The sequence below is a fragment of the uncultured Roseobacter sp. genome, from assembly GCF_947501835.1.
Classification (GTDB): domain Bacteria; phylum Pseudomonadota; class Alphaproteobacteria; order Rhodobacterales; family Rhodobacteraceae; genus Roseobacter.
This window is the reverse complement of sequence record NZ_CANMXR010000009.1, coordinates 1-22,676: the sequence shown is the minus strand read 5'-3', so window position 1 is coordinate 22,676 and position 22,676 is coordinate 1. Positions and strand designations below refer to the sequence as shown.

At 58.7% G+C, this 22,676-nt stretch carries 23 protein-coding genes; 13 read left to right on the top strand and 10 right to left on the bottom strand.

What is annotated here, in order from left to right; translation table 11 throughout:
• Positions 1–249: 249 nt before the first annotated feature.
• From Q1A20_RS18100 to Q1A20_RS18090, 3 genes are all read right to left on the bottom strand, one after another.
• Positions 250–1,074 (bottom strand): ABC transporter ATP-binding protein, encoded by an 825-nt coding sequence (locus Q1A20_RS18100; RefSeq protein ID WP_299409169.1) that lies wholly within the window; start codon positions 1,072–1,074, stop codon positions 250–252.
• An 88-nt stretch (positions 1,075–1,162) separates the two neighbouring features.
• Positions 1,163–1,945: an ABC transporter ATP-binding protein gene (locus Q1A20_RS18095; RefSeq protein ID WP_299409166.1), complete on the bottom strand. Its 783-nt coding sequence runs from the start codon at positions 1,943–1,945 to the stop codon at positions 1,163–1,165.
• Positions 1,946–2,039: 94 nt separating this feature from the next.
• On the bottom strand, positions 2,040–3,230 hold the full coding sequence (locus tag Q1A20_RS18090; protein WP_298975494.1) for an ABC transporter substrate-binding protein: 1,191 nt from the start codon (positions 3,228–3,230) through the stop codon (positions 2,040–2,042).
• A gap of 192 nt (positions 3,231–3,422) precedes the next feature.
• Between Q1A20_RS18090 and Q1A20_RS18085 the strand changes: the two genes are divergently transcribed.
• The gene (locus Q1A20_RS18085; protein ID WP_299409596.1) at positions 3,423–4,496 is read left to right on the top strand and encodes a PQQ-dependent sugar dehydrogenase; all 1,074 of its coding nucleotides are present in this window, start codon (positions 3,423–3,425) and stop codon (positions 4,494–4,496) included.
• Here the strand turns inward: Q1A20_RS18085 and Q1A20_RS18080 are convergent.
• Complete coding sequence (locus Q1A20_RS18080) at positions 4,493–5,497, bottom strand: GlxA family transcriptional regulator (protein ID WP_298975492.1); 1,005 nt, start codon at positions 5,495–5,497, stop codon at positions 4,493–4,495. The genes Q1A20_RS18085 and Q1A20_RS18080 overlap by 4 nt on opposite strands.
• Before the next feature lie 191 nt (positions 5,498–5,688).
• On the opposite strand from Q1A20_RS18080, the gene Q1A20_RS18075 reads away from it, so the two are divergent.
• Positions 5,689–7,059, top strand: a complete 1,371-nt coding sequence (locus Q1A20_RS18075; protein WP_299409162.1) for a class II 3-deoxy-7-phosphoheptulonate synthase — start codon at positions 5,689–5,691, stop codon at positions 7,057–7,059.
• A 139-nt stretch (positions 7,060–7,198) separates the two neighbouring features.
• Here Q1A20_RS18075 and Q1A20_RS18070 read toward each other — a convergent pair whose 3' ends face one another.
• Positions 7,199–7,900, bottom strand: a complete 702-nt coding sequence (locus tag Q1A20_RS18070) for a PAS domain-containing protein (protein ID WP_299409159.1) — start codon at positions 7,898–7,900, stop codon at positions 7,199–7,201.
• 259 nt (positions 7,901–8,159) lie between these two features.
• Between Q1A20_RS18070 and Q1A20_RS18065 the strand changes: the two genes are divergently transcribed.
• The 11 genes from Q1A20_RS18065 to phoB all read left to right on the top strand — a co-directional run bounded on the left by Q1A20_RS18065 (position 8,160) and on the right by phoB (position 18,896).
• Positions 8,160–9,050 carry a YicC/YloC family endoribonuclease gene (locus Q1A20_RS18065; protein WP_299409157.1) on the top strand — a complete coding sequence of 297 codons (891 nt, stop codon included), beginning with the start codon at positions 8,160–8,162 and terminating at the stop codon, positions 9,048–9,050.
• Positions 9,051–9,053: 3 nt separating this feature from the next.
• Positions 9,054–9,698, top strand: a complete 645-nt coding sequence (gmk, locus tag Q1A20_RS18060; protein ID WP_299409155.1) for a guanylate kinase — start codon at positions 9,054–9,056, stop codon at positions 9,696–9,698.
• On the top strand, positions 9,695–10,222 hold the full coding sequence (locus Q1A20_RS18055) for a gamma carbonic anhydrase family protein (protein WP_299917970.1): 528 nt from the start codon (positions 9,695–9,697) through the stop codon (positions 10,220–10,222). Before gmk ends, Q1A20_RS18055 begins: the two co-directional genes overlap by 4 nt.
• A 1-nt stretch (position 10,223) precedes the next feature.
• Positions 10,224–11,411, top strand: a complete 1,188-nt coding sequence (locus tag Q1A20_RS18050; protein WP_299409149.1) for an aminotransferase class I/II-fold pyridoxal phosphate-dependent enzyme — start codon at positions 10,224–10,226, stop codon at positions 11,409–11,411.
• A gap of 13 nt (positions 11,412–11,424) precedes the next feature.
• On the top strand, positions 11,425–12,474 hold the full coding sequence (locus tag Q1A20_RS18045) for an ATP-binding protein (RefSeq protein WP_298975480.1): 1,050 nt from the start codon (positions 11,425–11,427) through the stop codon (positions 12,472–12,474).
• Between the two features lie 229 nt (positions 12,475–12,703).
• Entirely contained in the window at positions 12,704–13,744 is a 1,041-nt protein-coding gene (locus Q1A20_RS18040) for a substrate-binding domain-containing protein (RefSeq protein ID WP_299409146.1), read from the top strand.
• A 105-nt stretch (positions 13,745–13,849) separates the two neighbouring features.
• Positions 13,850–15,322, top strand: a complete 1,473-nt coding sequence (gene pstC / locus Q1A20_RS18035) for a phosphate ABC transporter permease subunit PstC (RefSeq protein ID WP_299409144.1) — start codon at positions 13,850–13,852, stop codon at positions 15,320–15,322.
• A complete protein-coding gene (gene pstA / locus Q1A20_RS18030; protein ID WP_299409141.1) occupies positions 15,319–16,674 on the top strand; it encodes a phosphate ABC transporter permease PstA in 1,356 nt (451 codons plus the stop codon). The genes pstC and pstA overlap by 4 nt, the downstream gene beginning before the upstream one ends.
• A 15-nt stretch (positions 16,675–16,689) precedes the next feature.
• Positions 16,690–17,487 carry a phosphate ABC transporter ATP-binding protein PstB gene (gene pstB, locus Q1A20_RS18025; protein ID WP_299409138.1) on the top strand — a complete coding sequence of 266 codons (798 nt, stop codon included), beginning with the start codon at positions 16,690–16,692 and terminating at the stop codon, positions 17,485–17,487.
• A 5-nt stretch (positions 17,488–17,492) separates the two neighbouring features.
• The gene (gene phoU, locus Q1A20_RS18020; protein ID WP_298975474.1) at positions 17,493–18,200 is read left to right on the top strand and encodes a phosphate signaling complex protein PhoU; all 708 of its coding nucleotides are present in this window, start codon (positions 17,493–17,495) and stop codon (positions 18,198–18,200) included.
• Positions 18,201–18,206: 6 nt separating this feature from the next.
• Entirely contained in the window at positions 18,207–18,896 is a 690-nt protein-coding gene (gene phoB, locus Q1A20_RS18015; protein WP_298975473.1) for a phosphate regulon transcriptional regulator PhoB, read from the top strand.
• A gap of 12 nt (positions 18,897–18,908) precedes the next feature.
• On the opposite strand, the gene Q1A20_RS18010 is transcribed toward phoB, so the two are convergent.
• From Q1A20_RS18010 to Q1A20_RS17990, 5 genes are all read right to left on the bottom strand, one after another.
• Entirely contained in the window at positions 18,909–19,745 is an 837-nt protein-coding gene (locus tag Q1A20_RS18010; RefSeq protein WP_299409134.1) for a 3-keto-5-aminohexanoate cleavage protein, read from the bottom strand.
• Complete coding sequence (gene pcaG, locus Q1A20_RS18005) at positions 19,738–20,340, bottom strand: protocatechuate 3,4-dioxygenase subunit alpha (protein ID WP_299409132.1); 603 nt, start codon at positions 20,338–20,340, stop codon at positions 19,738–19,740. Before pcaG ends, Q1A20_RS18010 begins: the two co-directional genes overlap by 8 nt.
• On the bottom strand, positions 20,340–21,074 hold the full coding sequence (gene pcaH, locus Q1A20_RS18000) for a protocatechuate 3,4-dioxygenase subunit beta (RefSeq protein WP_299409130.1): 735 nt from the start codon (positions 21,072–21,074) through the stop codon (positions 20,340–20,342). The genes pcaG and pcaH overlap by 1 nt, the downstream gene beginning before the upstream one ends.
• Positions 21,075–21,633: 559 nt before the next feature.
• The gene (locus Q1A20_RS17995) at positions 21,634–21,960 is read right to left on the bottom strand and encodes a HigA family addiction module antitoxin (RefSeq protein ID WP_299409127.1); all 327 of its coding nucleotides are present in this window, start codon (positions 21,958–21,960) and stop codon (positions 21,634–21,636) included.
• Between the two features lie 133 nt (positions 21,961–22,093).
• Entirely contained in the window at positions 22,094–22,336 is a 243-nt protein-coding gene (locus Q1A20_RS17990) for a hypothetical protein (RefSeq protein ID WP_299409124.1), read from the bottom strand.
• Positions 22,337–22,676 lie beyond the last annotated feature (340 nt).

Below are 22,676 nucleotides of genomic sequence, written 5' to 3'. Positions count from 1 at the left end.
CTTGACTTTCTTCCGAAGGATAAAATGTTGCAATCATTACTATGACCTCTGGTGACCTTCTCGGAGATTTGCCGATATGTGCTCCAAGACGGGTTGCTGTCACCACCAAGCTCTCATCCGCTTGACTGCATACTCCGCCAGTATCGCACTTTAGGTCAAAGCTGCACACGAAGTCTCCAGCGGTTAAAGCATCGGCAAAGGACGGCAAGGACATTATCAAGCTTAAATAAATTAGAGCGTCACGCATCCTCACCCCCCCAAAAACGATTTGCGCACATCCGGGTCCGCCAGCAATTCCTTGCCCGTCCCCGTATACGCATTCCGCCCCTGCACCAGCACATAGCCTTTGTCGGCGATCTCCAGCGCTTGCCGTGCATTCTGTTCCACCATCAGGATCGGGATACCCGTGCGCGCCACCTCGATGATCCGGTCAAAGAGCTCATCCATCACGATGGGGCTGACCCCCGCCGTCGGTTCATCCAGCATCAATACCTTCGGCTGCGTCATCAGCGCCCGACCGACAGCCACCTGCTGGCGCTGTCCGCCGGACAATTCACCCGCCGCCTGATGGCGCTTTTCCTTGAGGATTGGAAACAGATCATAGATTTGCGCCATGGTGCCCGAGATATCATCAGTGCGGATGAACGCGCCCATCTCCAGATTTTCTTCCACCGTCATGGAGGTGAAGATATTTGAGGTCTGCGGCACGAACCCCATGCCCTTGGCCACCCGGTCTTGCGGGCTCAGCGCGGTGATGTCCTCACCGTCCAGCTTCACATGGCCCTCGCGCAGGTTCAGCATGCCAAAGACCGCCTTCATCCCAGTCGACTTACCCGCGCCATTGGGCCCAACGATCACGGCAATCTCGCCCCGGTCCACCGCAATGGTGCAATCGTGCAGAATATCGGGGCCCGCCCCGTAGCCGCCGGTCATTTTCTCGCCGATCAGAAACGGCCCACCAGCGGAGGCATAAGCCTTGCCGCCAGGTTTCACCGGCGTCGCGGTGCCCATGCCCTTGGGGTTGCCCAGCGACAGGTCCTTGTTGCCACGATCCGAATATGGATCAGCACTCATCCGAACCACTCCCATTTCTTCTGTCCGAAAATATCCCCGCCGGAGGCATAAAATCCGCCGCGCAGCGGCGAGCACGTCGGGCGAATGCTCATGCGCCCACCTTGTCTTTGTTCTTCAGGCCGGTGCCAAGGTAGGCCTCGATCACCTGTTCATTGGCCTTGATCTCATCCAGCGTGCCCTGCGCCAGCACTTTGCCCTCGGCCATACAGATCACCGGGTCGCACAGGCGCCCGATGAAATCCATGTCGTGCTCGATCACCACGAATGTATAACCACGTTCCTGGTTGAGCCGGATGATCGCGTCGCCAATGGTGTTGAGCAGGGTGCGGTTCACGCCCGCGCCAACTTCGTCGAGAAAGACGATCTTGGCATCCACCATCATTGTGCGCCCAAGTTCCAGCAGCTTTTTCTGCCCACCAGAGATCTGCCCCGCCTTGTGATCGGCCAAGTGCTCCACGGTCAGGAATTCCAGCACCTCATCGGCCTTGGCTCTGAGCGCGCGTTCTTCATCGGCGATGCGCTTGCGCCCGAACCATGTGTTCCAAAGCGTCTCCCCCGATTGCGCGCCGGGTACCATCATCAAGTTCTCGCGGCAGGTCATGGAGGAAAATTCATGAGCAATCTGGAAGGTGCGCAGCAACCCTTTGTGGAAAAGCGTGTGCGGTGGCAGCCCGGTAATGTCTTCTCCGGCCATCGTAACAGTGCCGGAGGTCGGTTGAAGAACGCCCGCGATCACATTGAAAAGCGTGGTTTTTCCGGCACCGTTTGGGCCGATCAAACCGGTGATGGAGCCTTGCTCAATCTCCAGCGTGGCCCCGTCAACGGCGTGAAAGCCACCGAAGTGTTTGTGAATGTCGTCAACGACGATCATATGTTTCCCCCGTCAGCACTCTATCGCGGTGCCTTTTATGTAGGAACAGCCCGAAGCGCGAGGCTCCGGGCTGTTCAATGTCTCTCAGCGCAGGTTATTTGAACCCGATGGTCGTGTTCTTGCCGTCCTGCACTTCGATCATGCGGTAGGTCCCTGCGGATTCGCCGGGCCCGATCAGCTCGACCGCGGAGGCGCCCACATAATCCACATCGCCACCTTCGCGGATGATGTCGAGCGCCTTGCCCAACTCACCCGGGTAGATTTTCTCGCCCGGCGCGTTGGCCACGTCGAGAATGTGCTTGCCATAATCGGCCGGGTCCGTGCTATCTGCGGCTTGCATCGCCAGCATGAAGAGCGCCGCGGCATCATAGCTTTCGGGCGTGTAGGGCGAGGTTGCATCAAACGCATCACCCGCCATGGCGGTCAGCTTTTCGATGCCTTCACCACCGGAACCGGCAATCTGGCCATAAGAGCCGTTCAGCGCATCACCAACATTGGCGGGCAGGCTGTCGCCGATCATGCCACCGGGCAGACCAAAGGTTTCAAAGGCGCCGGTATCCAGCGCTGCATTGATGATGCCCAGACCCCCCTGATCCAGATAGCCCGCAACGACCAGCAGATCGCCCCCGGCGGAGGCCAGCGCGCCCATCTCAGCGGAATAGTCGGCTTTGCCGTCTTCATGCGCGGCCACAATGGTCACTTCGCCGCCAACGGCTTTGAAGTTGCTCTCGATCGCGTCGGCAAGACCCTTGCCGTAGTCGTTGTTGGTGTAGGTCAGGGCAATGGATTTCACGCCGCGTTCCTGCAGGATTTCCGCCATCACCTGACCTTCACGCGCATCCGAAGGGGCGGTGCGGAAGAACAGATCATTGTCCTCGACCGTAGACAGGCCGGGGGAGGTCGCGGAAGGTGAGATCATCACCATGCCGTTCGGGATCGCGACGTTCTGCAGGATCGCACCGGTGACACCGGAACAGTCGCCGCCGATGATGCCGTTTGCGCCATCGGCGATCAGTTTCTCACCGTTGGATGTGCTGAGACCATTGTCGATACAGCCGGTGTCCGCACGCATTGGTGTGACCTTCGCCGCGTCCAGCAGCTTGCCGCTTTCGGTGACTTCGGTCATCGCCAGTTCCGCACCTGCCGCCATCGGGCCGGTCAGCGATTCAATGGGGCCGGTGAAGCCGATCAGAATGCCGAGTTTGACTTCTTTCGCGTGGCCACCTGCCAGTGCAGATGTCGCCACAAGCGCTGCGGCCGTTGAGGCCAAAAGCAGTTTTTTCATTGTTTTCTCCCATATTGGAACGTGTCGTTCGCTGCGCAGATTAGGCGTGGTTTGCTCAAAAGAAAAGCGCTTTTCCACCCCCTCACATTGTGCGGAGCGGACCTTGAGATCAGGGTCTGCAACCCTAAGTTTTGGCAAGACAATGTGCATGAGGAGATATCGCCGATGACCCTTTGGAAATGCTTTTCCCTGATGGCCTTTCTGGGTCTGGGCGGTGCCGCGCTGGCACAGGATCAATCGCGTGCTGAAATCAGCCCCGTCATCACCGGGCTTGATACGCCTTGGGGGTTGGCGCTGTTGCCCGATGGCGGGGCGCTGATCACCGAAATCGACGGCAGGGTCATTCATTGGAACGGCAGCGCCACCCGCGAGATTGCAGGCGCGCCGCGCGTTGTGGCCCGGGGGCAGGGCGGCCTGCTCGACATTACGCTGGCGCGTGACTTTGCCCAGACGCGTGATGTATTCCTGACCTATTCCAAACCGATGGAGGGCGGTGCCGGCACCGCATTGGCGGTGGCGCAGCTATCGCAGGATGGCAGCCGGTTGGAAAACCTGCGCGACATTTTCCAGATGTCGACAGGCACGTCAGCGGGACAGCATTTCGGCAGCCGTGTGGTTGAGGCACCCGATGGAACGCTCTTTGTCACCATCGGGGATCGCGGGGACCGGCCCTCGGCACAGGATCGCAGCCGCCACAATGGCTCCATCGTGCGCGTCAATCGTGACGGTTCCGTACCGAGTGACAATCCTTTTGTCGGGCAATCGGACGTGCGCCCGGAAATTTGGTCTTACGGGCATCGCAACCCGCAGGGGGCGGGACTGGATGCACAGGGCACGCTCTGGACCGCGGAGCACGGTGCCCGCGGCGGCGATGAGGTGAACAGGATCAAGAGGGGCGCCAATTTCGGCTGGCCGGTGATCTCTTACGGGCGGCATTACTCGGGCCTCAAGATCGGCGAGGGCACGTCGAAGCCGGGCATGGAACAGCCCGCGCATTATTGGGATCCCTCGATCGCCCCCTCCGGGTTGATTGTCTATCAGGGCGATATGTTTCCCGAATGGCAGGGCGATATGTTCGTCGGCTCGCTGAAGTTTGACTACATCTCCCGACTGGCGCTTCAAGGGGAGACGGCGCGCGAAGTGCAGCAGATCGAGGCGGATGCCACCGAACGTGTGCGCGATCTGGTCGAGGCCCCAGACGGCAGCATCTGGTTTATCTCCGCAGGAAACGGCGCGGTTTACCGCATTGCTCGGCCAGACGCCTAGACCGACAGGCGTGTCGCATGGCTGCCGCGCTCGCGATAGGGCGTGGTGTCATAGTGCGAGCGGTAGCATTTGGAGAAATGGCTGGGAGATGCGAACCCACAGGCCAGTGCGACGTTGATCACGCTCATATCGGTCTGCATCAGCAGGTTGCGCGCTTTTTGCAGGCGCAGCTCCATATAGTACCGCTTTGGTGAGCGGTTGAGATACCGGCGAAAGAGGCGTTCCAGCTGCCGCGTGCTCATGCCCACATTCTTGGCCAGAATAGACGGGCTGATCGGTTCCTCAATGTTGCCTTCCATCATCTGGATGACCTTGCTGAGCTTGGGATGCCGCACGCCGATGCGCGTCGGCACGGAAAGCCGCTGGGTGTCCTGATCGGTGCGGATCGAGGCATAGATCAACTGATCGGCCACCATATTGGCAAGCTCTTCGCCCTGGTGGTCGGCAATCAGCTTCAGCATCAGGTCAATCGAGGATGTACCGCCCGCCGTGGTCATCCGATTGCCGTCCACGACAAAGACGGATTTCGTGAGATCCACCTCCTGGAATTCCTCCGAGAAACTATCCTGATTTTCCCAATGGATCGTGGCGCGTTTGCCTTCCAGCAACCCGGCCTTGGCCAGTGTATAGGCTGCGGTACACAACCCACCGATCAACAGCCCCTTGCGTGCCTCGCGGCGCAACCAGCCCAGCACCCGTTTGGTCGTTGCCGCCTGCACATCGATGCCGCCGCAGATCATCACCGTGTCGTCGCGGTTCAGGTCATCCAGATCGCCGTCCAGCTTGAACCCGCTGCCCGCAGAGCAATAGATGATATCGCCGCCTTCGCCGACGATATGCCACTCATAGAGCTTCTTGTTGGCCATGCGGTTGGCAATGCGCAGACTCTCCACGGCGGCGGCAAAGCAGAGCAGGGTAAAGTCATCCAGCAAGACAAATACGAAACGTTTTGGCTTGTCTTCGGGCGGATCATTCCGCGTGGCGGGACGTTGCTGGGACATTGCCGTCTCTTGGTTTTCTTGTGTCAGACTCGAATCTGGATATATCCAGTCGCATCGCTCACTTGGTCATGGCCCGAATGCCACGTCAAGGGGACGAATTTGTGATATGGTCACTCGTGCAAGGCTTTTGTATAGAGAGCGCTGAGATGTGAGCGCTCGCAGGAATGCGGGCTCAACCCGGAGTGGAAAAGATGACAGAATGGACGAAATCAAGCTGGCGCGCCAAACCGCGGATCCAGATGCCGGATTATCCGGATCAGGCCGCGCTGGAAGCGGTTGAGGCACAGCTTGCCCGGTTTCCATTGCTGGTGTTTGCCGGTGAAGCGCGCCGTTTGAGAACGCACCTTGCAGCGGCAGGGCGCGGCGATGCGTTTTTGCTGCAGGGCGGCGATTGCGCCGAAAGCTTTGATCAATTCAGCTCGGATGCGATCCGCGACACCTTCAAGGTGATGCTGCAGATGGCCACCGTGCTGACCTACGGCGCCAAGGTGCCGGTCATCAAGGTGGGCCGCATGGCGGGCCAGTTTGCCAAGCCGCGTTCAGCACCGACTGAAACCGTCGATGGTGTGGAACTGCCCAGCTACCGGGGTGATATCATCAACGAGCTCGATTTCACGGCCAAAGCCCGCATTCCGGACCCGGAAAAGATGTTGCGCGCCTACACGCAAGCGGCCGCGACGCTGAACCTCATTCGCGCCTTCTCCACCGGGGGCTATGCGGACATCCATCAGGTGCACGCCTGGACGCTCGGCTTTACCGAACACGAAAAGGTCGAACGCTACCGCGAGATCGCCAACCGGATCTCCGACACGCTGGATTTCATGTCTGCTGCCGGGGTCACGCCAGAAACGGCACATACGCTGCAGTCGGTGGAGTTCTACACCAGCCACGAGTCGCTGCTCTTGGAATATGAAGAGGCATTGACCCGCGTCGACAGCACCACCGGCAAATGGCTGGCGGGCTCGGGTCACATGATCTGGATCGGTGACCGGACACGCCAGCCGGACGGAGCACATGTGGAGTTTGCCAGCGGTGTACAGAACCCCATCGGTCTGAAGGCCGGGCCGTCGATGACGTCTGATGACCTCAAGGTGCTGATGGCCAAGCTGAACCCCGAAAACGAAGAGGGGCGGTTGACCCTGATCGCGCGCTTTGGTGCGGGATCAGTGGGTGAACACCTGCCGCGGCTGATCAAGACCGTGCGCGAGGAAGGTGCCAATGTGACTTGGGTCTGCGATGCGATGCATGGCAATACCATCAAATCCTCCACCGGATATAAAACGCGTCCCTTCGACTCCGTGCTGCGCGAAGTGCGTGAATTTTTCGGTGTGCACACAGCAGAAGGCACCGTGCCGGGGGGTGTGCATTTCGAGATGACCGGGCAAGACGTGACCGAGTGCACCGGAGGTGTCCGCGCCGTCAGCGATGAAGACCTGTCAGATCGCTACCATACCGCCTGTGATCCGCGCCTGAATGCCAGCCAATCGCTGGAACTGGCGTTCCTTGTGGCGGATGAATTGTCCAACCGTCGGGCAGCGCATCGGGATCAGGCCGCCGTCTGATCCGGGATATAGCTGCGTAAATTGGCCCGCCCTCCAATTGGATGGCGGGCTTTTTTTGTGGGCAGCCCAAACCAAAACCGCCCGCACATTCTGTGCGAGCGGCCTTCCTGATCAAAGGAATTTGGTACTTAAATTCTGCTCAATCGTCAGATTTTACGAGACGCAGGTAAGGCGCGCTCTGACGCGGGATATCGCTTTTGAACTGCGCTCTCGGTTCATTGAACCCAGGCGCGGTGCGTGGGGTCTTTGGCTTGGCGACCGGCGCCTTTCTTGGAAGGTCGACGCTGGACCCATCCGTCACAATCGGACGCAGGGAGGTGCGTGTGACATCAAAGCGGCGCGGGCTGCGACCGCTTTCGCCGACAGACACCAAGGCGCCCAGGATGCGGCTGACATCGCCAAGATCGCTTTTCAGCGGCATCAGGACCATGCGCGCTTCAAGCGGCGGCATCCCGGCGGTCTGTTCAGAATGCAGTTGCAGGGTGCAGGTGGCGGGTGTCTCGAAAACCTCTTCGAGAATGTCGCTCAGCTGGCGGCGCGATCCCGGGGTGATGAAGGACGTCAGGGGCATGCCACGCACTTCCATCCCCATCAGATCGCTCAGATGGCTGCCTGCAATGCGCAGACGCGCAATACCGGGTGCGATTCTCTCGACGATGAAAGAATATTCCAGCGCCTGCTCAATCCCGCGCGGGTCAATCTCCGAGCGGTTGGGCATCAAACGACCACCACGCAATGCTTCCCAATAGGCCTCCAATTGGGCCAATGGCGCAAAGCCGCTATGTGACGCGTTCTGGTTCATCGAAAATACATTGTGCGTGTTTTGACCGCCGTTGTCCATTGCCGCCCCCTTCACTAATACTGCACTTGGTGCAGGTGTTATCTAATACGAAGGTACTGAAGTCACTGTTTTATGACAGTACCAAACTGGTTACTGAAGTTTTAATACCAACAATTTTCTACAAACGGTGGGATATCTTTAGATTTGGTTAACTGATGACCACTGATCGCAGACCCGGCAAAGCCCCGCCTAGGGGTTGCCCTGTCCCGCCAATTCGCCATAAGGCTCGTCAGGAACCACAGGGCCAAAGGATGCCTCCATGATCCGATCCATGACCGGTTTTGCCTCAGCAACGGGCAGTTTGCCGCCACATTCCTGGGCGTGGGAGCTGCGCGCGGTCAACGGCAAGGGGTTGGATCTGAGGTTGCGCGTGCCCGATTGGATCGACGGGCTGGAGGCCGGGCTGCGCAAAATGCTGGGCGCGTCTGTCGACCGCGGCAATGTCACCCTGTCGCTGCGGCTGGCGCGAGAGGAACACGCGGGTGCCTTGCAGATCAATGAGGCACAGCTGACCGCCGTTCTGGAGGCGATGGCGGTGATCGAGGCGCGGGCGATGGAGGCCGGTATCTCGCTGGGCCCATCAACCTCGTCAGAGGTCGTCGCCCTGCGCGGCGTGCTGGAACAAAGCCTGGTGGACGATGATGCCGCACCGCTGGCCAAAGCGCTGTTGGCGGAGGCGGAGACGTTGATCCAGGCGTTCAACGCCATGCGGGACGCCGAAGGAACCGCATTGCAGGGCGTGCTTCAGGAGCAATTGAATGAGGTTGCGGCATTGACGCAGGAGGCCGCAACCCTGGCCCAAGCACGTAGCGATGCCATGACCGATACGCTCAAACGCAACCTTGCAAAGGTGATGGACAACGTTGATGGCGCGGATCCCGACCGGGTGGCACAGGAGTTGGCCCTGATCGCCGTGAAATCCGATGTTACCGAGGAGATCGACCGGCTGGGCGCCCATGTCGATGCGGCACGCGTGCTGATCGGGCAGGGCGGTCCGGTCGGGCGTAAGCTGGATTTCCTGATGCAGGAGTTCAACCGGGAGGCCAATACACTCTGCTCGAAAGCGCAGAGCACCGAACTCACCCGCTGTGGCCTTGCGCTCAAGGCTGTGATCGATCAGATGCGCGAACAGGTGCAGAATGTGGAGTAAGACATGACTGCAACGCGCCGTGGCCTTTTGATCATCCTGAGCTCACCCTCCGGGGCCGGTAAATCGACGCTGGCAAAGCGGCTGCGGGTTTGGGACCCGTCGATCCGGTTTTCGATTTCCGCCACAACGCGACATCCACGCGATGAAGAAACCCCCGGCCAAGACTACCATTTCGTTGAAGAGGCGCAATTCAAACAATGGGTCCGGGAAGATGAGATGCTGGAGCACGCCCGTGTCTTTGGCAACTATTACGGGTCCCCTAAACCCCCCGTGGTCGAGGCGATTGAAGCCGGCCGCGACGTGCTGTTCGACATCGACTGGCAGGGCGCGCAGCAGATCGGCAAATCAGCGCTGCATCAACACGTGTTGTCGATCTTTATCCTGCCGCCGTCGATCACCGAACTGCGGCGACGGCTGGTCTCGCGCGGCCAGGACGATGCCGAAACCATCGCGCGCCGGATGAGCAAGAGCTGGGATGAGATCAGCCACTGGGATGGATATGATTACGTGCTGGTCAATGATGATCTTGACGCCACAGAGGATCAGTTGAAAACAATTATCACCGCAGAGCGTTTGCGCGCCACTCAGCAGCCCGGTCTGCTGGACCATGTGCGCGGGCTGCAAACCGAATTCGAGGATTTGTCATGACGATCTATGCGCTGGGGGACAAGACCCCACACCTGCACGCCGACACATGGGTGGCCCCGGATGCCAATCTGATTGGCATGGTCGTGCTGGAAGAAGGCGCGTCGGTCTGGTTCGGCACCACCATCCGCGCGGATCATGAAGAGATCCGCGTCGGCAAGGGGTCCAACGTGCAGGAAAACTGTGTCTTTCATATCGATGCAGGGTATCCGCTGACCGTCGGTCAGAATTGCACGATCGGGCACAAGGTCATGCTGCATGGCTGCACCATCGGCAACAACAGCCTGATCGGTATGGGGGCCACGGTGCTTAACGGTGCGAAAATCGGTGAGAATTGCCTAATCGGGGCGGGCGCATTGATCACGGAGAACAAGGAAATCCCCGATGGCAGCCTGGTGATGGGTGTCCCTGGCAAGGTTGTGCGGGAGCTTGATGCTGCGGCGATCCAGGGGATCACGCAAAGCGCGCTGCATTACCAGCACAACATGCACCGATTTCGAGATGAACTGCACGCCGTAAAGGACTGATATGAAAAACGAAACCGGGTCATTGATGCGCCCCGATGCGCTGCCTGAAAGCGCGAGCAGGCCGGTTGTGACCCCGCTCAGCCCCTCTGTCGTCTATGCCTCGGACACACCGGATATGCTGGATCAGCAGTATGAAGGCGCGCTGCACGGCTATACCTACGCGCGCGAAGGGCACCCGAATGCGGATGTCGTCGCCAAACGGCTGGATCGGATGGAGCAGGCCCCGCACCCCGGTGTCGTGACCTCCTCCGGCATGGCGGCGGTGTCGGCGGTGCTGCTGGGCCTGACAAAGTCGGGCGATCATGTGCTGGGTGGCAGTCAGCTTTACGGCAGATCATTGCGCATGATGACCGATGATTTGCCGCGCCTCGGGATTGCCACATCGATGGCCGATCCCGGTGACATTGACGCGATGCGGGCGGCCCTGCGGCCCGAAACGCGCATGATCCTGATCGAAGCGGTATCCAACCCCACGCTGCGTGTCGCGGACATTGCCGGGTTGGCCGCACTGGCGCAGGAAAAGGATATTCTGCTGGTGGTGGACAATACTTTCACGACGCCGCGCGCCTTTCGGCCTTTTGAGCACGGCGCGGATATCGTGATCCATTCGGTCACCAAACTGCTGGCGGGCCATTCTGACGTGATGCTGGGCTATGTGGCGGCGCGGGATCAAGCCCTCAATGACCGCCTGCGCATATTCACCGTCACTGCGGGCATGAACCCAAGCCCCTTTGACTGCTGGCTGGCGGAGCGCGGTATGCTGTCCTTTGATCTGCGCTTTGACCGGGCGCAGGCAACGGCAACCCATCTGGCGGATCATCTCGCAACATTGCCCGGCGTGACGCAGGTGATCTACCCTGGCCGCTCCGATCACCCCGATCATGATCGGGCCGCGGCGCTGTTGGGCGGGCAATTCTGCAATATGGTCAGCTTTGAGCTGGAAGGTGACAGATCAACGGCCAATGCTTTCACACGGGCCGCAGCGGGGTTGAGTTTTGCCCCTACCTTGGGCGATGTCGGAACGACGATTTCGCACCCCGCATCCTCTTCACACCGTGCCCTGACCGCCGAAAAACGCGCCGAGCTGGGCATGTCGGAGGGGTTTTTCCGGGTCTCCGTCGGACTTGAGGACGCGGAGGCGCTCTGCACGATTTTCACGCAGGCCATCGCGGACGCGCACAACAGCTGAGGGGAGCCATCAGATGAGCCAGACCCTGTCCCAGCTTCTGGCCGCTGTGCCACTGCCTGCGCTCGCCATTGATGGGGGTGAGCGCATCGTGGCCTCCAACGCGGATGCGCGCACGCTGGTTGGTCAGGGGATCGACGGGCGAAACTACGTGACGATGCTGCGCCAACCCGCCTTGCTGGACACGATTGCGGCGATCCTGCGCGACAACCGCCCACGGGTGTCGCAATACCTGTTCAACGACGGGGTGCAGGACACGAATTATCAGGTCACGGCGCGGGTGGTTGAGGAATTCAACGTCGTTCTGCTGTGTTTTCAGGATGTGACCCACCTGGAACAGGCAGGCCAGATGCGCCGCGATTTTGTGGCCAACGTCAGCCATGAATTGCGCACACCGCTGACCGCGCTGATGGGGTTTATCGAGACTCTGCGGGGTCCGGCAAAGGATGACGCGGCGGCGCGCGACCGGTTTCTTGACATTATGGAGGGGGAGGCCGGGCGCATGAACCGTCTGGTCGGCGATCTGCTCTCGCTCAGCCGGGTGGAGGGGGATGAGCGGGTGCGCCCGCGTGACGTGGTCAACCTGCCGGATATCCTGTCCTCCGTGCTGCGCACCTTGAAACAATTAGCGGATGAGGCGCATGTCACGCTGGAGTTCGCGGATGGTGATGTGCCGGTCGAGCTGATCGGCGACCCGGATCAGCTGATGCAGGTCTTCACCAACCTGATCGAGAACGCGATCAAATACGGCGCTTCGGGCAAACGTGTCACTGTGCGGATTGAACTGATGGACCGCGACCCGGCACTGCGGGCGCCCGGCGTTCGAGTCCATGTGATCGACTACGGGCCGGGGATCGACGCGATCCACCTACCGCGCTTGACGGAACGGTTTTACCGTGCGGACAGCCACCGCAGCCGTGCCATGGGCGGCACCGGTCTTGGACTGGCGATTGTCAAACACATCATCAACCGGCATCGCGGACGGCTTCGGGTGGAGAGTGAACTGGGCGATGGTGCACAATTCACGGTTGTTTTGCCGTTACCTGTTTCGTCACAGTCGACGTAAACGACTCACCAAGGCATCACATCCGACCGCTTGCAAGATTCCAGCTGACGGGCATGCTCCAAATAATATATAATGAAAACAATATACTAATAGATACACTTGCCGCAATAATCTTCTGTCATAAAACCGTTACATAACTGTCACAAAAGCATTGTGTCGGGTCCGTATCACGGCTCTCAAGATCGCCAAGGGGGTGATCAGATTCGAAATGTTAATGACAGGAGATCTCATGTCGTTCGTAAAACTCACCACGTCCGCGCTGGCCATTGCGGCCGTTTCCGCAACCACCGCTGCCGCGCGTGATCAGGTGCAAGTTGCCGGTTCTTCAACCGTGCTGCCATATGCGTCCATCGTAGCAGAAGCTTTTGGCGAAAACTTTGAATTCCCCACACCCGTCGTTGAATCCGGTGGGTCCTCGGCTGGCCTCAAGCGCTTCTGCCAGGGCGTCGGCACGGAGCACACAGACATCGCAAACGCCTCCCGCGCCATCCGCGAAAAAGAGATCAAGGCCTGCGCCGAAAACGGGGTGACGGACATCATCGAAGTCCGCATCGGCTATGACGGCATCGTCTTTGCCAGCCAGATCGACGGTCCGGCCTACACGGCCTTCACCCAGTCCGACATCTTCAACGCTCTGGCGCCAAAAGTGATGGTCGACGGCGCGCTGGTCGACAACCCATACACAAAATGGTCCGACTTCAACGCCGATCTGCCAGACGCGGAAATCCTCGCATTCATCCCGGGCACCAAGCACGGCACACGCGAAGTTTTCGAAGAGAAAGTGATTGCGGCAGGCTGCGAAACAACCGGCGCAATGGAAGCCATGGTTGCCGGAGGCATGAGCGAGGATGACGCGGAAGACGCCTGCCTCGAAGTGCGTACCGATGGCCGGTCCGTGGACATCGACGGTGACTACACCGAAACACTCGCGTCCATCGACGCCAACTCCAACGCCATCGGCGTCTTTGGTTTGGCGTTCTACGAAAACAACACCGACAAGCTCAAAGTGGCCACCATGTCGGGTGTTGAACCAACAACCGAAACAATCGCCGCCGGTGACTATCCGGTTTCGCGCCCCTTGTTCTTCTACATCAAGAAAGCACATATCGGCGTCATCCCCGGCCTGAAAGAATATGCTGAGTTCTTCGTCTCCGACGAAATCGCGGGCCCCGACGGCCCGCTGGCAGCCTACGGTCTGGTGTCCGATCCTGAGCTGACAAGCACACAAGAAGGTGTTTCCGGCGAGCAGGTTATGGGCGGCGGCAGCTGATCCGACCCCTCGATGGGAACATAAAATTGCGATGAGCGGCGGATATCGCCGCTCATCACGCTTCAGTGGCGCCGGGCCGTCACACTGAGAGTTTTTGGGGGACACATGCCTTTACTTTGGCTTACCATCGTCGTGCTTGCCCTGTCTGCGGCCGGTTTTATCCTGGGTCGCCAGCGCGCTCTGGCGAGTGCGGATGGCAACAGTCGGATGTTGCATTCGCTGCCGATTTACTACGGCTCTAATGCCTTTATGAAGTCGGTGGTTCCCGCGATTGGATTGATGCTGATTTGGCTGCTGGTGCAGCCCCTCGTGATCGAAAACCGCATCGCTGAAATGATCCCCGCCTCCGAGGTCCCGGAAGGTTCGAACATTGGCCTGCTGATGTCGGAAGTGCGCCGCACTGCTGACGGTCTGAACAACGCCGTTGCCGCAGGCGTGCTGGATGAAGAGACCGCCAGCAACGCACGCGCGGATTTTACAGACATAACACAGCGCCTGAAAGACGCAGGCCAGGTGGTGACCAATCGCATCACCCAGCCGGTTCTGCGGGCGGCGCAGGCGTACCGGGAGATGAGCGCCAGTTCAAACATGCTCATGACCATCGCCGTGCTGATTGTGGCTTTGCTGGGAACGGGCTGGGGCGTGATGCAAAGCGGGCGCGACTTCCGCGCGCGCAACGTGGTGGAGCAGGGCATTCTCGCCATCCTGATCGCCGCCGCCTCGGTCGCTATTCTGACCACCGTCGGGATCATCCTGTCGTTGATCTTCAACACGGTCGAATTCTTCCGGCTCTATCCGGCAATTGATTTTTTCACCCTTCTAGAATGGGCGCCGAGTTTCTCCGGGCGCGGCGGCGCGTCGAGCCTGGGTATCCTGCCACTGCTCTGGGGTACGATCTACATCTCCATCGTGGCGTTGATCGTGGCCGTGCCAATCGGTCTCTATTCTGCGATCTATCTGTCGGAATATGCCTCACCAAGAGTGCGCGGCATCGCCAAGCCGATGCTTGAAATCCTCGCCGGGATCCCGACCATCGTTTACGGTCTCTTCGCTTTGCTCACCATCGGGCCGCTGCTGATGAGCGTCTTCGGCGATGATGGTGTCGGATGGATGGGCGGGGGCCGTTCTGTCATGACGGCAGGCATCGCGATGGGCATTATGTTGATCCCCTTTGTCAGCTCGCTGTCGGATGACATCATCAATGCGGTGCCACAATCCCTGCGCGACGGATCCTACGGGCTGGGCGCGACCCGGTCTGAAACCATCCGGCAGGTGGTTCTGCCAGCGGCATTGCCCGGCATCGTTGGCGCGATCCTCTTGGCCGCCAGCCGCGCGATTGGTGAGACGATGATTGTTGTCCTGGGGGCAGGGGCCGCTGCACGGCTGTCGCTCAACCCCTTTGAGGCGATGACCACCGTGACCGCCAAAATCGTTTCACAGCTGACCGGTGACAGCGATTTTGCCTCGCCCGAAGCGCTGGTCGCCTTTGCCCTTGGCATCACCCTCTTTGTTCTGACCCTCGGGTTGAACGTCTTTGCCCTTTATATTGTACGCAAGTACCGGGAGCAGTACGAATGACCGAAGCAAGCATGCCCGCCCCGTCAGCGCCGCGCCAACGCGTGTCCCTGACTGCGCCAGACGCACGCACCCAAAAACGCAAGGCCGCCGAAGCCCGGTTCCGCATGTATGGGATCGCAGGCATCGCCACCGGGATCTTCTTTCTGATCGTGCTGCTGGTATCCATCGTGGGCAGCGGGACGGGGGCGTTCCAGCAAACCTTCCTCAACGTCTCGGTCTACCTCGACCCCGCGAAGCTTGATAAGAACGGCAATCGCGATCCAGCAGACATCAGGAAGGTATCGACCTTCGGCTACACGCCCCTGATCCAGGATGCCCTGCTCAAGCAGGTGCAGGACAATGGCATTGAAACGCCACTTGAAAAGCGGGGTGACATGAAGGCGATGATTTCCGCATCGGCCGCCGCGCAGGTACGCGATGTGGTGCTGGATAACCCGGACCTGATCGGCGAGACGGTCGACTTCCGCATTCTCGCCTCCAGCCGCGTGGATGGATATCTCAAAGACCGCGTCAAACGTGAGGATGTGGCCCGCGACAAGAACATCGATGCAGAGCATCTGGACCTTGTCGACGCGCTTATCCCGCTGGGTGTGGTCAAAAAGACCTTCAACATGGATTTCATCACCGGCGCAGATGCCTCCGAAAGCCGGGCTGAGGCGGCGGGCATCGGGGTGTCGATGATCGGGTCGTTCTTCATGATGCTGGTGGTGCTGGTTCTGGCTCTGCCGATCGGTGTGGCGGCATCGATCTACCTTGAGGAATTCGCGCCCAAGAACCGGATCACCGACCTGATCGAGGTGAACATCGCCAACCTTGCGGCGGTACCGTCCATCGTTTTTGGTATCCTTGGCCTCTCGGTGTTCATCCAGTTCATGCATCTGCCCCAATCGGCACCGCTGGTGGGCGGCATGGTGCTGACGCTGATGACGCTGCCAACGATCATCATCTCGACCCGCGCCTCGCTCAAGGCGGTGCCACCATCGATCCGCGATGCGGCATTGGGGGTAGGGGCGTCGAAAATGCAGTCGGTCTTTCACCATGTCCTGCCGCTCGCAGCCCCCGGCATCCTGACCGGGACGATCATCGGGCTGGCGCAAGCGCTGGGGGAAACCGCGCCGCTGCTTTTGATCGGTATGGTTGGCTTTATCGCCTCAAACGCCCCCGACAGTATTGCCAGCGGCCTGCTGGATCCGAACTCCGCCATGCCCGCGCAAATCTATGAATGGGCAAAACGCGCGGACCCGGCCTATTACGAACGCGCCTGGGGTGGCATTATCATCCTGCTGATTTTCCTGATCACAATGAACACCATCGCTGTGATCCTGCGCCGCCGCTTTGAGCGCCGGTGGTAAAAGGGGGACTTTGAAATGAACGACATGAGAATACTGGAGAGAGACGTGGACACGAACACGATCAAGATCGCGGCGCGGGGCGTCCAAGTCTATTACGGTGATAATCATGCGATCAAAGACGTGGATGTCGACATTCAGGACAAGACCGTGACCGCGTTCATTGGTCCTTCGGGCTGTGGCAAGTCCACATTTTTGCGCTGTCTCAATCGGATGAACGACACAATCGATGTCTGCCGTGTCGAGGGCGATATCCGCATCGACGCGGAAGACATCTATGACAAAAAGGTCGATCCGGTGCAGTTGCGCGCCAAGGTCGGCATGGTGTTCCAGAAACCGAACCCGTTCCCGAAATCGATCTATGACAATGTGGCGTATGGCCCGCGCATCCACGGGCTTGCCCAAAGCAAATCGGATCTCGATGACATCGTTGAAAGCGCGCTGCGGCGGGCGGCGATCTGGGACGAGGTAAAGGATCGGTTGACCGCCGCGGGCACGGGCCTGTCGGGCGGGCAACAGCAACGTCTGTGCATCGCGCGCGCCGTGGCCACCGAACCCGAAGTGCTGCTGATGGACGAGCCCTGTTCGGCGCTTGACCCCATTGCCACCGCCCAGGTCGAAGAGCTGATCGACGAGTTGCGGCAGAGCTATTCGGTGGTTATCGTCACGCACTCCATGCAGCAGGCCGCGCGGGTCAGCCAGAAAACCGCTTTCTTCCATCTCGGCAACCTTGTCGAATATGGCGAGACAGGCACCATCTTCACCAACCCCGAAGACCCCCGTACCGAGAGTTACATTACTGGTCGAATTGGATAAACATCATGCAAGATCAACACATTGCTTCTGCTTTCGACCGTGATCTGGAAGCCATCCAGGCGCAGATCATGAAAATGGGCGGTTTGGTGGAAGCCTCCATCCGGGACGGTGCATTGTCTCTGGAAACCCGCGACGAAGAGCTCGCCGAAAAGGTACGCAAGGCGGACCGGGCCATTGATGAGCTGGAGGAAATGATCAACGAGGAAGCCGCCCGCGTTATTGCGTTGCGCGCGCCGACCGCGCGGGACTTGCGGCTCGTGCTTTCGGTGATCAAGATCAGCGCCAATCTCGAACGGATCGGCGATTATGCGAAAAACATGGCCAAACGGACCGGGGTCCTGTCGCAGATGGCGCCAGTTGACGACAGCGCCGGTGCGCTGCGGCGTATGGCGCGTGAAGTTGAACAGATGCTCAAGGACGCGCTGGACGCCTATATTCAGCGGGATGCGGAACTGGCGATGGATGTGATCAATCACGACCGTGATGTCGACCAGATGTACAATGCGCTCTTTCGTGAATTCCTGACCTTCATGATGGAAGACCCGCGCAACATCACCGCCTGTATGCACCTGCATTTCATTGCGAAAAACGTGGAGCGTATGGGCGATCACGTAACGTCCATCGCCGAGCAGGTTGTCTATCTGGTGACGGGTGAGCACCCTGAGGATGCCCGCCCGAAAGCCGACAAAACATCACTGGTAGCAGAAGGGTAAGGTTTTATGTCTGCCGATCAACCACGTGTTCTGGTCGTCGAGGATGAGCCTGCACAACGTGAGGTTCTGGCCTATAATCTGGAGGCCGAGGGGTTCGCCGTCAGCCGCGCCGAAAACGGTGAGGAGGCCTTGATGCTGGTCGACGAAACCGCCCCGGACGTCATTGTTCTGGACTGGATGATGCCGAACCTGTCGGGCATCGAGGTCTGTCGCAGGCTCAAGATCAAATCGGAGACGCGCAGCATCCCGATCATCATGCTCTCGGCGCGTTCCGAAGAGGTGGACCGGGTGCGTGGGCTGGAAACCGGGGCCGATGACTATGTGATCAAACCCTATTCGGTGATCGAATTGATGGCGCGGGTGCGCAGCCAGCTGCGCCGTGTGCGGCCCGCCGCGTCGGGTGAGCGGCTGGAATATGAAGACATCGTGCTGGACTCCACCAGCCACCGGGTAAACCGGGGTAAGAGCGAATTAAAGCTGGGACCGACAGAATTCCGCCTGCTGTCGACCTTCATGGAAAAGCCCGGACGCGTGTTCTCGCGCGAGCAACTGCTCGACCGTGTCTGGGGCCGCGACATCTACGTCGATACCCGCACGGTCGACGTGCACATCGGACGCCTGCGCAAAGCGCTGACCCAACATGGCGGTTCCGATCCGCTGCGCACCGTGCGCGGCGCTGGATACGCCTTGGGGTAGGGGCCTCCGGCCTCAGGCGGCGACCGGACGCAGGCGCAGGATGTCGCGCGCCTGTCGCCAGGTCGCGACCGGGCGCTCGTATTTCTCGCAAAGCTCGGCGGCACGTTTGATCAGCGCAGCATTCGAGGGCGCAAGCGTCGCGCGGTCCAGCCGCACGTTGTCTTCCAGACCTGCCCGCGTGTGCCCCCCGGCAGCAATGGCCCATTCGTTCACTTCGATCTGCGCCGGACCAATCCCAGCCGCGCACCAGGCCGCATCCGGCGCACGTGATTTCACCGTTTGTACGTAGAAATCAAAGACCTGCTTGTCCGCTGGCATCGCGTTTTTCACCCCCATGACAAATTGCACATAAAGGCGCCCGTGCAGCTTGCCAGCCTCATGCATTTTGATCGCGTGCAGAACGTGCGACAGATCAAAGGCCTCGATTTCCGGTGTCACCTCATAGGTGCGCATCTCACCCGACAGCCATTCGACAAGGTCCGGGGGGTTCTCATAAACGCGTGTCGGGAAGTTGTTCGATCCCACCGACAAAGACGCCATGTCCGGTCGCAACGGCAGCATGCCACCCCGTGCCGCACCCGCACCAGATCGCCCGCCAGTGGAAAACTGGATGATCATGCCTGGGCAATGCTTTTCCAGACCTTCCTTGAGGGCTGCGAATTTATCCGGATCGGAGGAGGGGGTCTGGTCATCATTGCGCACATGCGCATGGCAGATGGCGGCCCCCGCCTCAAAGGCTTCCTGCGTGCTCTCGATCTGCTCGGAGACCGAGATCGGAACCGCTGGATTGGCCGCTTTGGTGGGCACGCTGCCGGTGATGGCAACGCATAAGATACATGGGTCAGACATCGAAAAATACCGTTTCTTGAGGGCCTTGTAGGTGGATATTAAACTGATATATGCTGTCGCTTTCGCGCGTCGCAATCAGCGTCGAGATGCGGTTTCTGTGCTCGATCCGCGCCAGCACGGGGTCCTGCGCGTTTGCCGCAACTTCTTCTGGAAAATACATGCGCGTGTGAAGGCCGATGTTGATGCCGCGCGCCACCACCCAGAACGTGATATGCGGGGCCATCATGTGCCCGTCGCGATGCGCAACAGGTCCGGGTTTGATCGTGTCAAACCGCCAAATGCCGTTTTCAGCATCACCCGCTTTTCGCCCCCAGCCGGAAAAATTCGGATCCGGATCGCCACGCGGGTCGCCGCCCGCATGGATGCCATTTGCATCTGCCTGCCAGATTTCAACCATCGCGTCCTTAAGAGCATTTCCAGTGCCATCAAAGACTGTCCCAGTGATGCTTATCCGGTCACCAATGGTGTTTTCATTTACCATCTGCGCGCCCAAGTCTTGCGCGTAAACATCTGAAATCCCACAAAAATTCGGAACGCATCCAATGTGAACATAAGGCCCGGCTGTTTGCGAAGCACTTTCATGCAGTTTCGTCATCACATGCCCTCCGGCCTGTTTTCGAAATAGCTGGCGCGGCGGCCGCGCAACACGATGTCAAAACGATATGCACGGGCATCCATCGGGATGGTGTTTTCCATTTCCAGAGGCGCGATCAACCCCTCAATCGCCGCGCGGTCCGGGATCGCCGCCACGATGGGACAACGCCAGATCAGCGGGTCTCCTTCAAAGTACATCTGCGTGATCAATCGCTGTGCAAAGCTTTGACCAAAAACGGAAAAATGGATATGTGCAGGGCGCCAGTCATTGCCACCATTGGGCCAGGGATAAGGTCCGGGTTTGACCGTACGGAAGTGGTATGCGCCGGTCTCATCGGTGATCATCCGGCCACATCCGCCGAAATTTGGGTCCAAAGGCGCCAGATATCCTTCTTTCTTATGCCGATAGCGGCCACCGGCGTTGGCCTGCCAGACTTCAATCAACGCACCGGGAACAGCACGACCGGTTTCGTCCAGCACACGACCATGAACGATGATGCGCTGTCCGATTGCCGTTTCTCCCGGTGTCGCGAAGTTCTGCAGCAGATCATTGTCGAGCGGTCCCAGCAGATCATGTCCAAAGCGCGGGCCGGTGTCTTCGCTTAAAGTGCTTTGCAGCGAAATCTTCGCACGTTCCGGTGAGCGGGTTAAACTGGTTTTATACGCGGGAGTGCGGGCCGGCGGCTGACGTGTCCAGTCACGTGCGATGAAACCACCTTTGCCATTTACTGTCATGATCTCTGTATCACACTATGATTTGAATTCGGAACGACAGCGGCGGTCACGTGCACTTGTAGTCTGCTGATCTTGTATCCTGGCACTTTGGCTCTCACGATCGTTCGGCGTTTATGATCTGGAACATAGGTGATAAGCTCCAGCAGAAGAAACCCGCAAATTGAGTATCGTCGCCATCTTATTGATTTTGATGGTTTAAGATAGATATATTATTTACATAATACTGATTACAGATCTTACATCATTGTATGCTTTGTTGCTGTTGGTTTCCCTATATACTGAGGCTGACTAGATGAGACTCTCTTCTTTAAAAAAACAACGACTTCGCGATTTCGGACTTTTGGCGTGCTCGGGATTGGATTGATCTGCAGGCTAACTCGCAATCTGCGGCCTGAAAACGGCCTAGAATGAAGCGTCGACACCTCTAACATCTGTAGCGCGCCACCGATCGTAAGATCTGGACATGCAGGGTGCCAAATGAGAAGCTTTACGTTGAGGCTTTAACGGAGACGTCATCGCCTTTTTCTGTTTCCACCATCCAATCCAGTACACCCCGCCCTCAGTATGGCGTCGATCGCTGAATATCGATTGCCATGGTCGGAACAATCCGACCCAGCTTCGCCTGAAGTCGGTCGTTGCCTCTTACCAGCGACAAATCATAGCTCTGTTGCAGGGCTGTCCAAAAGTCTGGCGTCGTACCGAAAAAGGCGGAGAGTCTGAGTGCCAAGTCGGCCGTAAAGTCAATAGTTCCTGCAATGATACTTTCAATGTCATCTTCGGCCAGAAAAACTGAATCAGCGACGCTTTTGGATGTGAGCTTCATTTTGTCAATGAACTCGACGCTCAAGATTTCGCGAGGATGCCTTGGGTTGGCTAGAGCAATCATGATCGTTCTATGCTGCGGACGTTAGATATGACTAGTCGGTCGTGAGGATACCACAGGCACGTCAAGTTGCACCAATGCGGATGCGGCCTCTTACTATGCAAGGCTGAGCGAAATGTTCTAGAGCCAAAAGATATCAAAGCGACCGCCTCGAAACACCACCAATCAGTCCCCTGCCCCAATCAGTCGGTTCCAAAGCCCAGATCGCAACGGCATTGCCAATCTTCTCTTTCGTTGAGCCACTCGCGTGCGTTCCTGTTGACAGCATCCGCCGCAAATCAATGACAGTCAGCAAAGCGTGGTTAATCTTCTCTGTATCGCCCTTTTCATATGCACGTTGAATGAGGCCCAACTGCGCGGAGAGATTGTGCGCCAGCATTTCGTCTGCGACATCATTGGTTTTTCACTAAATCATATGCCCAATCTGCTTTGGCTCTGTTCGAGTTTAGGTTTCCTTCACCATTAATCGAAGAACAAGAAATCTCGTTTGCAAACTCATCCTCCCTCTAGCAATGCGGCTCCCTGCTCTTTGCTGACATTGATTGCGGGTTAGACGTGCTGAAATGCAGAGATGCAAAGCTGATGTTCCCGCCATTCGCTGCACGTACAAAATCGTGGTATGATCGAACCTACCCAGTGCGAACAGGTCGTTCAATCCCGCTCAGCGCAGTGTTCTTGGGACATCAGACTTGCCAAAACCGCTTCCGGAATGGCGTCTT

What these genes read in the sequence shown, in the direction of transcription:
- Q1A20_RS18100 (WP_299409169.1), bottom strand. Translation starts at nt 1,074, where the DNA reads ATGAGTGCTGATCCATATTCGGATCGTGGCAACAAGGACCTGTCGCTG.
- Q1A20_RS18095 (WP_299409166.1), bottom strand. Translation starts at nt 1,945, where the DNA reads ATGATCGTCGTTGACGACATTCACAAACACTTCGGTGGCTTTCACGCC.
- Q1A20_RS18090 (WP_298975494.1), bottom strand. Translation starts at nt 3,230, where the DNA reads ATGAAAAAACTGCTTTTGGCCTCAACGGCCGCAGCGCTTGTGGCGACA.
- Q1A20_RS18085 (WP_299409596.1), top strand. Translation starts at nt 3,423, where the DNA reads ATGGCCTTTCTGGGTCTGGGCGGTGCCGCGCTGGCACAGGATCAATCG.
- Q1A20_RS18080 (WP_298975492.1), bottom strand. Translation starts at nt 5,497, where the DNA reads ATGTCCCAGCAACGTCCCGCCACGCGGAATGATCCGCCCGAAGACAAG.
- Q1A20_RS18075 (WP_299409162.1), top strand. Translation starts at nt 5,689, where the DNA reads ATGACAGAATGGACGAAATCAAGCTGGCGCGCCAAACCGCGGATCCAG.
- Q1A20_RS18070 (WP_299409159.1), bottom strand. Translation starts at nt 7,900, where the DNA reads ATGGACAACGGCGGTCAAAACACGCACAATGTATTTTCGATGAACCAG.
- Q1A20_RS18065 (WP_299409157.1), top strand. Translation starts at nt 8,160, where the DNA reads ATGATCCGATCCATGACCGGTTTTGCCTCAGCAACGGGCAGTTTGCCG.
- gmk (WP_299409155.1), top strand. Translation starts at nt 9,054, where the DNA reads ATGACTGCAACGCGCCGTGGCCTTTTGATCATCCTGAGCTCACCCTCC.
- Q1A20_RS18055 (WP_299917970.1), top strand. Translation starts at nt 9,695, where the DNA reads ATGACGATCTATGCGCTGGGGGACAAGACCCCACACCTGCACGCCGAC.
- Q1A20_RS18050 (WP_299409149.1), top strand. Translation starts at nt 10,224, where the DNA reads ATGAAAAACGAAACCGGGTCATTGATGCGCCCCGATGCGCTGCCTGAA.
- Q1A20_RS18045 (WP_298975480.1), top strand. Translation starts at nt 11,425, where the DNA reads ATGAGCCAGACCCTGTCCCAGCTTCTGGCCGCTGTGCCACTGCCTGCG.
- Q1A20_RS18040 (WP_299409146.1), top strand. Translation starts at nt 12,704, where the DNA reads ATGTCGTTCGTAAAACTCACCACGTCCGCGCTGGCCATTGCGGCCGTT.
- pstC (WP_299409144.1), top strand. Translation starts at nt 13,850, where the DNA reads ATGCCTTTACTTTGGCTTACCATCGTCGTGCTTGCCCTGTCTGCGGCC.
- pstA (WP_299409141.1), top strand. Translation starts at nt 15,319, where the DNA reads ATGACCGAAGCAAGCATGCCCGCCCCGTCAGCGCCGCGCCAACGCGTG.
- pstB (WP_299409138.1), top strand. Translation starts at nt 16,690, where the DNA reads ATGAACGACATGAGAATACTGGAGAGAGACGTGGACACGAACACGATC.
- phoU (WP_298975474.1), top strand. Translation starts at nt 17,493, where the DNA reads ATGCAAGATCAACACATTGCTTCTGCTTTCGACCGTGATCTGGAAGCC.
- phoB (WP_298975473.1), top strand. Translation starts at nt 18,207, where the DNA reads ATGTCTGCCGATCAACCACGTGTTCTGGTCGTCGAGGATGAGCCTGCA.
- Q1A20_RS18010 (WP_299409134.1), bottom strand. Translation starts at nt 19,745, where the DNA reads ATGTCTGACCCATGTATCTTATGCGTTGCCATCACCGGCAGCGTGCCC.
- pcaG (WP_299409132.1), bottom strand. Translation starts at nt 20,340, where the DNA reads ATGACGAAACTGCATGAAAGTGCTTCGCAAACAGCCGGGCCTTATGTT.
- pcaH (WP_299409130.1), bottom strand. Translation starts at nt 21,074, where the DNA reads ATGACAGTAAATGGCAAAGGTGGTTTCATCGCACGTGACTGGACACGT.
- Q1A20_RS17995 (WP_299409127.1), bottom strand. Translation starts at nt 21,960, where the DNA reads ATGATTGCTCTAGCCAACCCAAGGCATCCTCGCGAAATCTTGAGCGTC.
- Q1A20_RS17990 (WP_299409124.1), bottom strand. Translation starts at nt 22,336, where the DNA reads ATGCTGGCGCACAATCTCTCCGCGCAGTTGGGCCTCATTCAACGTGCA.